Source organism: Kitasatospora sp. NPDC057223 (assembly GCF_042669755.1).
Classification (GTDB): Bacteria; Actinomycetota; Actinomycetes; order Streptomycetales; family Streptomycetaceae; genus Kitasatospora.
In genome coordinates this window covers 1-9,383 of sequence record NZ_JBHUWW010000132.1, presented here as the reverse complement: position 1 = coordinate 9,383, position 9,383 = coordinate 1, and the positions used below count along the sequence as shown (strand labels likewise).

Here is a 9,383-nt window from a genome sequence, read left to right as displayed (position 1 = left end):
TCGGCGGCGTCCTGCAGGAGCTGCGGCGCTTCGACGACGCCCTCACCGCCCACCAGAACGCCCTCGACCTCCACCACGACCTCGGCGACCACCACAGCCAAGCAATCGCCCGGGGCAACCTCGGCCTCGCCCTAACGAAGCTGCGGCGCTTCGACGACGCCCTCGACGCCCACCAGCGCGCCCTCGACCTCTTCCGCGACCAAGGCGACCGCCACCGCGAAGCGATCGCCTGGAGCGGGCTCGGCAGCGTCCTGCAGGAGCTGCGGCGCTTCGACGACGCCCTCACCGCCCACCAGAACGCCCTCGACCTCCACCACGACCTCGGCGACCACCACCGCGAAGCGATGGCCTGGGGCGGGCTCGGCGGCGTCCTGCAGCAGCTGCGGCGCTTCGACGACGCCCTCGACGCCCACCAGCGCGCCCTCGACCTCCACCATGACCTCGGCGACCACCACCGCGAAGCGATCGCCTGGAACAACCTCGGCCTCGCTCTGCAGGAGCTGCGGCGCTTCGACGACGCCCTCACCGCCCACCAGAACGCCCTCGACCTCCACCACGACCTCGGCGACCACCACAGCCAAGCAATCGCCTGGAACAACCTCGGTGAGGGGTGGCGGGAGACCGGGGCGTATGGGAAGGCGGTGGAGGCCGGCGAGCGTGCGGTCGCCGTGTTCCGCGAGCTGGACGACGCGTACCGCGAGGGTGAGGCGCTCGGGGAGCTCGCCGACACCCTTCAGGCTGCTGGACGGACGCCCGGCGAGGTCCGGGCCGCGCGGGAGGCATCCGCTGCGGCCTACCGCCGCGCCGGCGCCGAGGACGAAGCCGTGAAGGCCTTGGAGGAACCGGAGGCGTAGCAGGCGGGCATGACGCGAGAGGTGGTGCCTTGCTCGGCCTCGCAGGACACGCTGCCCCGGACGGGGGCGCGACAGGGGCCCGGAATCAGCAAGCCCGTCCGGGGCAGGGCCGTGCCGGATGGGCAACCCTGGCGCTGCGGGAGTAGTGGGGCCGCAGAGGGCCGTGCAGGTTTTGGAGGCGACCCGCCCGGCCATCGGGGGCCGGATGTCCGGTTCCCGGCTCCCGAACGTCGGACTGCGGTTACCGTCTGCTCATGACTATTGACTCTTCGTCCCTGGCCCTTGATCTGATCGCCCGCACCGAAGCCGCCGTCGAGAACGTCGCCCGGCTCTCGGTGGAGACCGGGGTGACGTTCGAGGTCGGCGACATCGTGGACGCGGTGGAACGCGCGCTGCCCGCCGGCTACCCGGCCCCGACCGCGGGCGGGGTGACGCGGCGGGAGTTCATCGAGCAGCTGGCGCAGTCCATCATCTGCGGGGACCTGTACGAGAACTGACCGGGCCGACCGCCCAAGCGCGCGGCGACCCGTCGGGAGAGCGGCCCCTCCGCTCTCCGCGCGGGATCGTGAATGGCGGTTTCCTGATCCGTGACGGCGACCTGTAGCGCGGCACCCCTACCAGGCAAAACGGGGGCCGATGACACAACCCTGGGCTGTGTCGCGTCACGAAAGCCCGGCCCGCCGGCGGCGGCGTGCCCGACCGACCGACCACGGTCGGCGGCGGCTTCCACCTTGGCGGTTACTCTCCCGAGATCAGAATCGAGTCGTCGTAGTATCGGTCGCTCAGCTCGTCGAATGTCAGCGGCGCAGGCTCATCCTTCACCGGCTCTCCCACAACCATCGCTGCTTGTGGCACGAAGCTGGTGGGAGGGTCTACTACGGCCCCACTACCCCGGTACTTGACATCTTGGTTCGGATTGAGTCGTCTGCATAGTTCGATCAAGTAGCTCATCGAGTCAACCCTTCTTAGGCGTACGCCGATGCCCCAAGTCCTCCTAGGACCAAGGCTACGACCAAGAAGAAGACGGCTCCGGTGAGACAGTACTTCTTGGGCTTGATCACGTACTCCGACGTATAGCGGAAGAGTACCCCGGCTGTTGTAAAGAAGATCTTCTCGCTACGCCCCAGCGGGTGGGCGAGGTGCGGCATCATGTCCGCCGGCGAAATCGAGAATATCCGCCGGGGGAAGGCTCGGCAGTACCACTTGGGTCGTCCCTGCCTGACGGTGGGCTTCTTCGCGGGAACGATGAAGTCGATGAGCGAGAGCAAGATTATGATCATGCTGAGCCCGAGAGCGGACATAGCAGCCAGCTTCCAGTTGGGCCCAGTCGTGACCCCCTTGACACCCGCCACAGCTAAGACGGCTTCAAAGCCGAGCAGAGCAGTCGCAAGTGTGTTCAGCCCGGCCACAGCAGCGGTCTGATGGGCCCGTTCCTGCAGAGCCACATCAAGGCACAGTCTCCGAGACGGGTAGTCCTTAACTGGCTCAGGCGAGGCGGCCTGCGGCACTTCAGGGGAGCCACGGACCCCTGGTGAGTGCACTCTCAAGGCCCAAACCAACCAGGCAATCATCAGCGCCAACGGCAGGGCAAAAGTTCCCTTTCTCACACTCCAATCATCGCGCCTCTACCTACGCCTCGCTCCCGCGCCAACCGGGCAGAAGGTGCCCCTTTCCGAGAGCTCAGAGTGATGCTGGTTAGGCGAGTCCGCCCTGATCTCCACCACTCGCGCCGACGCAGCCTGCGCCAGCGCAAGTGGCACACAGGGCGGACTCGCCCAACCAGCACTCCTCGGCCCACTCGCCCGCGACAATGCCGATGATCCGGGCGCGTTCCTGCGGCATGCCTGCGACCGAAGCACTCCGCGCGTCCGCCGTGCCCGACCCCAACCCCGGCCGCCAGGCCGACCACGCGAGGGCCACCAGCGAGTCACAGGACGGCATGCCCCAGCTCGTGCACCGCGCGCTCCTCCCGCGACAGCTCCTGGCTCAGATCCAACGCACAGTGACTGACGACGCCGTCCGTCGGGGCGACCTCCCGGCGGTGGCGCAGCGGGTAGGGCATGGCGTCGGCCAGGTGGAGGCCGTGGTGCCAGAGCGGGTCAGGTCCGACGGGACGGCCCAGCGCTCAAGCCGGTGGGCCGGCGTCCGGCGGCGGTTCTGGAAAGATCGGTGCGGCGGTGCGCGCCGCACCCATTGCCCGGGGCGCGCACCGCCCTGCGTGTCAGCGTGGACGTTGGGCTTGGCGGGCTTGGCGGATGGCGGCGGCCGCGAGGTCCGGCCCCGGGTGGAACTGCGGCTGCCCGGCGGGGTCGGTCAGGAAGTGGCCGTCGGTGACGGCCGCCCATCGCGGGACGGCGCCGATGCCGATCTCCACCCAGCCGACGATCCCGCCCTCGTACACCACGTAGTACGCCAGGCGGTTCTCCGTCCACCCGGCGAGCTCCCACGCCTCGCCGAGGTCCGGCAGCTTCAGCAGGACGTCGCAGTCCCCGAAGCCCCGCTCGTACGGGGCCGGCGGCGCGGGAACCCTGACAGCAGCGGTGCGCTGCAGGGGCTGCGCGCTGTTGTGCGCGGTCGGCCGGGCGGGCTGGGCGGCGGTGGGGCCGGCTGCGGTGGCGGTGGCGGGCGGGTCGACGCGGTTGAGCAGCGCCGGGGAGAAGCGGGCGAGCGCCGCCGGGTTGTAGGCGTCGCGCTGTCCCTGTTCCACTTCCGCGGCGGTCATCCGCATTACGAAGCGATCCGGAATGGGCGGGTCTTCGAAGAGGCCGTCCAGATCCGGCTCGTTCACCGGCCCGCGCTCCGGGCCGGGGGCTGCGGGGAGCGCGGCTGTTCCGGCGGCGGAGGCGGTCGCGGTGATGGTGGTCCCGTCGGCAGGGGTCTCACTTTCGAAGCGGCGCTTCGAAACGGGCGGGTCACCAAGGTTCGCCACGGCACCATCAAGGTGGGCGGCGAGGGCATCAAGGTGGGCGTCGGGGGCGTCGCTCGCGTGGCCGGGGCCGGCCTCGGCAGGCCCGTTCCCAGGGTCCTCGTTTTCGCAGCGGCGCTTCGAAATGGGCGGGTCTCCAAGGTTCGCCAGAGCGCCATCAAGGTGGGCGGGGCGGCCATCAAGGTGGGCGTCCGGGTGGACGGAGAGGGTGGCCAGGGCGTCGTCGTGCGCGGCCTGCGCCTGCTCCAGGAGCTGGGCGGTGAACAGGGCCACGGAGCCGCGCAGCCTGGTCAGGGCGCGGGCGGGGTCGCCGTCGTCGACGGTACGGGCGAAGTAGTAGGCGGCGCCGGCGAGAGTGTCGGCGATCTCCAGGACGCGGCGGCGCGGGCCGGGCGGCTCGGCCTCGGCGGCGGCCGCCAGGACGCCCGGCGGGAGCGGTACCGCGCCGCCGAGGACGCCTGCGGGCGCGGAGGGCTCGGCCCGCTCGGCGATGCGCCGGCGGGCGGCCCTGGATTTGCACGACAGGTCGCAGTAGGTGCGGGGGCGGCCCTTGGACGCGCGGGGCAGCGGGCTCCCGCACCAGCCGCACGGGGAGGTCGGCGGAGCCTCGTCCGGGCCGTCCACGTTTCGTAGTGCTTCGGAAGTCACCGGATGATCTTACCCGCCGATACGAAGCACGCTACGAAATCTATTCGCCCGGGAACCCCGGCCGGCGAGAGCCCGACCCGTCCCCGCACGCCGGACAGACCCTCCGTCATACGCACCGCACCGAGGCATTGCGCAGCCGCGCAATTGCGGCCTTGCGTACGCCCTCGGGCACTCCGCAAAGCCGGCTTGCGTACGCACGCGCAATCCGGACCCGGCCACCGCTGCGCATGCGCATCCCTCGCTTGCGCGGGGCCTGCGGCCGCAATGCGCAGTGCGCAGTCATCCCCGGCACCGAGCTTCGGGGCGGCGGCGCGGGGGCCGGCCTGAGCCGTGACCGTCCGGGGCTGGGGCCGGTTGACCGGCCATGAGCACGCCCCTCTCCTTCCCCCTGTCCCCGCGGCCCGTCCCGCAGCCGACCGGCCAGCACGACCAGGACGAGCCGCGACGGCAGTGGGATCCGGGCACCGCCGGCCGAAGGCAGCGAGCGCCGCCCGGGTCCCACCTTCCAGGCGCCTGTCCGTCCCGGCCACCCAGCCAGCACCCAACGCACAAGGGGAAGCGAGTGCGGGGGAGGGACTGTGAACTCTGCGAACCGGCCCATCAACCCCCGCATGCGCGAATCCCATGCCCACGACCCGGGCCGAAGCCGGGCGGAGCAATAGTCAAGACCTGTGGATCGTGGGCTGACCGTCAGCGGCGGAGTTAGGCATAGAGCGTGGCGAATTCGACGATCCGGTCCAGGGACGGCTTCCAGCCCTGCGTGGTGTTCACGGTCAGGTAGGGGACGTCGAGTGCAATCGGGACCCACGACTCGATCGGCTGCTGCCCCTCGGCGATGCGGTGCAGGAGATCGGCGTCTGCGTGAACGGCGCGCGATGGGACTTCGGCGGCTCGGCGGGTGATGCGCTCGCGGGCGAGTTCGGGTTCGACGACACAGCGCACGACGCGGATGCTTGCCAGGCCCCCGAGCGGCTCCAGGCCCGGGCGCCATAGGCGGTCCTGGAACGCCGCCTCCGCCACCAGGCTCGATCCCGACTTCAGGAGCTCGCCGAGGGTGCCGAAGAACGTCTCCAGCGCCTTCAGGTCCAGATCGTCGGCGGAATCGGCGCCAGCGGCCAGACGCTCCTTGATCTCGTCACGGCAGACCGCCGGCCAGTCGAGTGCGTCTGCCAGGGCGTGCGCGAGCGTCGTCTTGCCCGCCCCGGGCGGGCCACTGACAGCGACCAGCGTCGCGGGTCGTGTCATGCTGCTGCCTCTCGCTCGTCAGGCCTGCTCGCCGGTCCTTCTTCGTGCATTCGAACGGGTTGGCGGCCGGCGCTTCGGCGCTGATGGCAGCGGACACGACCCGGTCGGGCGCGAGTACGGAGAAGGCCCGCGCCGTCGTCGGCAGCGGGCCTCAATTCCGTGTGGCGTACGCCACATTCCCGGTCCGCGGCAACGGATGCTCCGGGGGGAGGACCGTCCGGGTTGAAGGGAGGGCCATCGAGCAACCAGTGTGGCACCGCTCCGCCCCATAAAGCAGATTCCTGGACACTTCGGGACGGCCCTGATCCGTTGATCCCTGGTCACGGCGGGTGGCCATGCATGAGGCCTTCCTCGAATCCGGACGGCTTCGGACGGCTTCGGACAGTTGGGGACGTCCCGGGACTGCGCCTGTCCGACTTGCCCGTGGATCCAGTCGCAAGGTGACCTGATCGGCTATCAGACTCCTTATACGGAGTGGTGGTTGGCGCGTTTTTCGACGCTTGCAGAAGCCTCCTGCGGAGGAACATGCTCATCCTCACGCGTCCGTGCATTGGAGGCGTCAAGGGACGGCAATCCCTTGGTCCGGGTTGAAGGCAGAAGGGCCATGTCATGTTCCGATTCAGGCTGTCCTCACAACAAGACGCACAGCCCGCACGCGCCGCCGGCCGGGCCGGCTTGCGCAACGCGCTGCTCGCCGCGCTGTTCCTGGGCATCGCGCTCTCCGGGGTGATCGCGCTCCTCGCCCTCGGCTACGAGGTCGAGGCCCTGGTCACCGTCATCGTCACCGCCGCCGTCGAGGCCTCCGCCGCCTTCGGCTGGCGCCCGGCGGTCTCCGTGGACACCACCGTCGCCGAGCCGGCGGAGCGTACCCGTTGAACGCCCAGAACCCGCTGGGGCAGCTGGTCGTGACGATGAACAGGCTCGCCGCGGAGAAGCATCTCTCCCAGGACGACGTCGCGGTGCGCGCCCGCATCGCGCCGACATTGCTCAACGGGATCCTCAGCGGAAGCGTTCTTCCGGACCCGTGGACGTTCGAGGCCCTCTGCGAGCTCCTCGTGAGCAGGGAGCCGACGGACGCCCAAGGAACCGTAAGAGACCTCCGCTCCGCCGACATGGACAGGCTGCGCATGCAGTACCTGTACAAAGAGGCCTCGCAGTACCAGCAGGCCAAAGAGCTGAACCCCGTCAGGGCACCGAGGTCTGCACACTTCGACCCGCAACCGCGGGAGATCCTGCGCGCCGCGGCCAGAGTCCGGCGCCGGGAACCGCTGACACGGCTGTCGCAGGAGCCGCCCGACCCGATCCTCTACTCCACGGCGCACGAGTTCATCGCCGGCCTCAACGAGGTCCTCATCTGGGCCGGAGAGCCCTCCCTGCGGGAGCTGGTGAAGAACAGCCAGCACCAAGAAACCAACGGGAGGCGGCTCGCACGCAGCACGCTGTCGGCCATGCTCAACGCCAGCAAGCTACCGAAATGGGACCTGGTAATCGCCTACCTGGCCGCCTGCGGAGTCCAGGAGACCGGGACCTGGCAGTTCGTCTGGCGCCGGATCAGGGCGGTGGAACGCGGATCCCCCTGACAGGCCGGCACCGGCTCCCGCCCCGCTGAACCGCGAGGACGACGGTGAGGGTGCCGCCCTCCACCGGCGGCAGCCACACCCCGACGCGCCCGGCCGAGGACGGCACCCCCCTTCCGCGGGCGGGCGGACGGGGCCGTGCGCTCACCCTCCCGGACGGGCCGGGGGTACGGCACACGCGGCGGGCACGTCCTGGTCGATAGTGAAGACCTGGTCGGCGCCGGTGATCTCCAGTATCCGGAGCACGACCTGGGTCGGGCGGGCGAGGTGCAGCTCCGTGCCCTGGCGGGCGGCCTCCAAGCGGGTGCGCAGCAGGGTGCTGAGGCCGCTGGAGTCGCAGAAGGTGACGGCGCCCAGGTCGATCACCAGTAGCGGCGGGGCCGGAGGGCTCGTGAGTGCGCGGTGCACCGCGGTGCTCAGGACGGGGACGGTGTCGGCGTCGATGGCGCCCGCGCATTCCAGGACGGACCCGGCGGGGCCGACGAGGGCGGTGACGGTGAGCGCGGGACCGGGCTCGGTGTTGGTGATCGGACAGCTCCTCAGGATCCCCGTGCGGTGGACATGATGACCGTACGGGACGGGGCGCATCGCGGTGGGGGAGTCGGACGCTCAGCTGGACGACGTGCTCGGCGCCGCCGGCCTCAGCTCCCGGAACCGGCGCCGGTGTCGGTGTCGGCGGCGCCGGTGGAGAAGCTGAGCCCGCCGGCCCGACGAGGGCACCGCCGGCGGCGCGGCCTCGGCCGGGGCCGCCGGCTCCTGCAGCGTCGCCCGCTCGACCGCGAGCAGGCGGGCCCGTCCGCCGGCCTGGACGGGAACGTCGGCGGGCGGCGCGGAGAGCGGACGGTGCAGCGGGCGGCGGTCGGTGGTCATGGCGGCCAGTCTTCCAGCCCGACAACCAAACAACTGCCGGACCGTCAGCAACACCCGGCCCCGGGCGCAGCGCTGTCGGTCCGGACGGCAGGTCGGGTCGAGGGGTCGTCTTTGGTCATCCGGTGGAGGCGATGGCGCTGCTGGGTCCGCCGATCTGGGTCCAGGAGTCGCCGTTGCCGTTCCAGAGGGACAGGGATTGCCGGTCGGCTGCGAGCCGGTACAGGTGGGTGTTGTCCGCGATCAGGGCGGTGCCGCGCTGGCCGATGTCCGTCCAGGTGCCGGTGCCGTTGAAGCGGCGGATGCGGTCGGCGGCGTCGACGGCGTCGACGGCGAACAGTCCGGCTCCGCCGGCGTGGATGCTGACAGCGGTGGGGCCGATCCGGTGCCATCCGTCGCCCTGCCCGGTCCAGTGGAACACGCCGTCGCTGTTGAGGCCGTAGATGTCGCGGGGGCCGACGGCGAACTGCAGGCCGGGGTTGCCGATGCGCTCCCACTGCTGCTCGCGGCCCAGGTAGCGCATGAGGTGGCCGTCGCCGGGACGGGTCGCGAAGAGGCCTGCGCCGCCCGCGTAGATGTCGAGGGCCGGGCCGCCGATCAGGGTCCAGTGCCCCGGGCTGTCGTAGCGCATGACGGCATCCCGGCGTGGGGTGAGTGCGTAGAGGTCGCGGCCGCCGGTCGCGAACTGCGCGCCGGCGCTGCCGGCCGGAGTCCACCGGCCGGGGGTTCCGTCGTAGCGGTAGATGTCGCCCGTGGCGGGGTTGGTGGCGAACACTCCTGCGTCGCCCGCGAAGAGCGCGGACGCCTCGGTGCCGACCGGAACCCAGGTGCTCCCGTTGCCGGCCCACTGCAGCACCGTGCTCTGGTCCAGGCTCACGGCGTAGAGCGGGCCTCGGGCGGTGGCGGGTACCGCGGCGGTGGAGGCGGGGGTGTCGCGGAGGGCCCCGGCGGCGGTGCCTGGGCCGGTTCGCTGCCGGGGACGGGCAGTTCCGCCGCGGGCGAGGGCTCGGGGTGGGAGGAAGCGGACGGGGTGCCCGGGCCGGCGGGTTGCTGGGCCGGCGCGAGGGGGGCGGCGGGGGCCGCGCCGGAGGTCCGGGCGGGGGACGGCGTCGGTGCGGCCGCGCCGGAGGTCCGGCCGGTCCGGGCGGTCCGGCCGGACGCGGGCCCCGCCCGGACCTGGTCAGCAGCCCGTGCCCGCCGGCCGCCTCAACCTCTTCCTCGAACCCACGGGACAACGACAGCAGGCCCCGGACTTCACGTCCGGGG

11 protein-coding genes are annotated in these 9,383 nt (G+C 71.4%); 4 read left to right on the top strand and 7 right to left on the bottom strand.

Annotation, left to right across the window (positions count from 1 at the left end):
- Together ACFUK0_RS32685 and ACFUK0_RS32680 are read left to right on the top strand one after the other, a co-directional pair.
- Positions 1–854 (top strand): tetratricopeptide repeat protein (locus tag ACFUK0_RS32685; protein WP_380256262.1); only part of this gene is annotated, 854 nt, incomplete at its 5' end.
- A gap of 254 nt (positions 855–1,108) precedes the next feature.
- A complete protein-coding gene (locus tag ACFUK0_RS32680) occupies positions 1,109–1,351 on the top strand; it encodes a hypothetical protein (protein WP_380256260.1) in 243 nt (80 codons plus the stop codon).
- A 468-nt stretch (positions 1,352–1,819) separates the two neighbouring features.
- Here ACFUK0_RS32680 and ACFUK0_RS32675 read toward each other — a convergent pair whose 3' ends face one another.
- The 4 genes from ACFUK0_RS32675 to ACFUK0_RS32660 form a co-directional block, all read right to left on the bottom strand.
- Positions 1,820–2,299, bottom strand: coding sequence for a hypothetical protein (locus ACFUK0_RS32675; protein ID WP_380256258.1), 480 nt, complete (start codon positions 2,297–2,299; stop codon positions 1,820–1,822).
- Between the two features lie 482 nt (positions 2,300–2,781).
- Positions 2,782–2,916, bottom strand: a complete 135-nt coding sequence (locus ACFUK0_RS32670; RefSeq protein WP_380256256.1) for a hypothetical protein — start codon at positions 2,914–2,916, stop codon at positions 2,782–2,784.
- 159 nt (positions 2,917–3,075) lie between these two features.
- Positions 3,076–4,428 (bottom strand): hypothetical protein, encoded by a 1,353-nt coding sequence (locus ACFUK0_RS32665; RefSeq protein ID WP_380256254.1) that lies wholly within the window; start codon positions 4,426–4,428, stop codon positions 3,076–3,078.
- Between the two features lie 702 nt (positions 4,429–5,130).
- Complete coding sequence (locus tag ACFUK0_RS32660; RefSeq protein ID WP_380256252.1) at positions 5,131–5,673, bottom strand: AAA family ATPase; 543 nt, start codon at positions 5,671–5,673, stop codon at positions 5,131–5,133.
- Positions 5,674–6,282: 609 nt separating this feature from the next.
- Here ACFUK0_RS32660 and ACFUK0_RS32655 point away from each other — a divergent pair.
- Both ACFUK0_RS32655 and ACFUK0_RS32650 read left to right on the top strand, forming a co-directional pair.
- On the top strand, positions 6,283–6,549 hold the full coding sequence (locus tag ACFUK0_RS32655; protein ID WP_380256250.1) for a hypothetical protein: 267 nt from the start codon (positions 6,283–6,285) through the stop codon (positions 6,547–6,549).
- On the top strand, positions 6,546–7,253 hold the full coding sequence (locus tag ACFUK0_RS32650; RefSeq protein WP_380256248.1) for a hypothetical protein: 708 nt from the start codon (positions 6,546–6,548) through the stop codon (positions 7,251–7,253). The genes ACFUK0_RS32655 and ACFUK0_RS32650 overlap by 4 nt, the downstream gene beginning before the upstream one ends.
- A 141-nt stretch (positions 7,254–7,394) precedes the next feature.
- Here the strand turns inward: ACFUK0_RS32650 and ACFUK0_RS32645 are convergent, their stop codons facing one another.
- The 3 genes from ACFUK0_RS32645 to ACFUK0_RS32635 form a co-directional block, all read right to left on the bottom strand.
- Positions 7,395–7,838 carry an STAS domain-containing protein gene (locus ACFUK0_RS32645; RefSeq protein WP_380256246.1) on the bottom strand — a complete coding sequence of 148 codons (444 nt, stop codon included), beginning with the start codon at positions 7,836–7,838 and terminating at the stop codon, positions 7,395–7,397.
- A 21-nt stretch (positions 7,839–7,859) separates the two neighbouring features.
- Positions 7,860–8,120 (bottom strand): hypothetical protein, encoded by a 261-nt coding sequence (locus ACFUK0_RS32640; protein ID WP_380256244.1) that lies wholly within the window; start codon positions 8,118–8,120, stop codon positions 7,860–7,862.
- A gap of 115 nt (positions 8,121–8,235) precedes the next feature.
- The gene (locus ACFUK0_RS32635) at positions 8,236–8,994 is read right to left on the bottom strand and encodes a hypothetical protein (RefSeq protein WP_380256242.1); all 759 of its coding nucleotides are present in this window, start codon (positions 8,992–8,994) and stop codon (positions 8,236–8,238) included.
- Positions 8,995–9,383 lie beyond the last annotated feature (389 nt).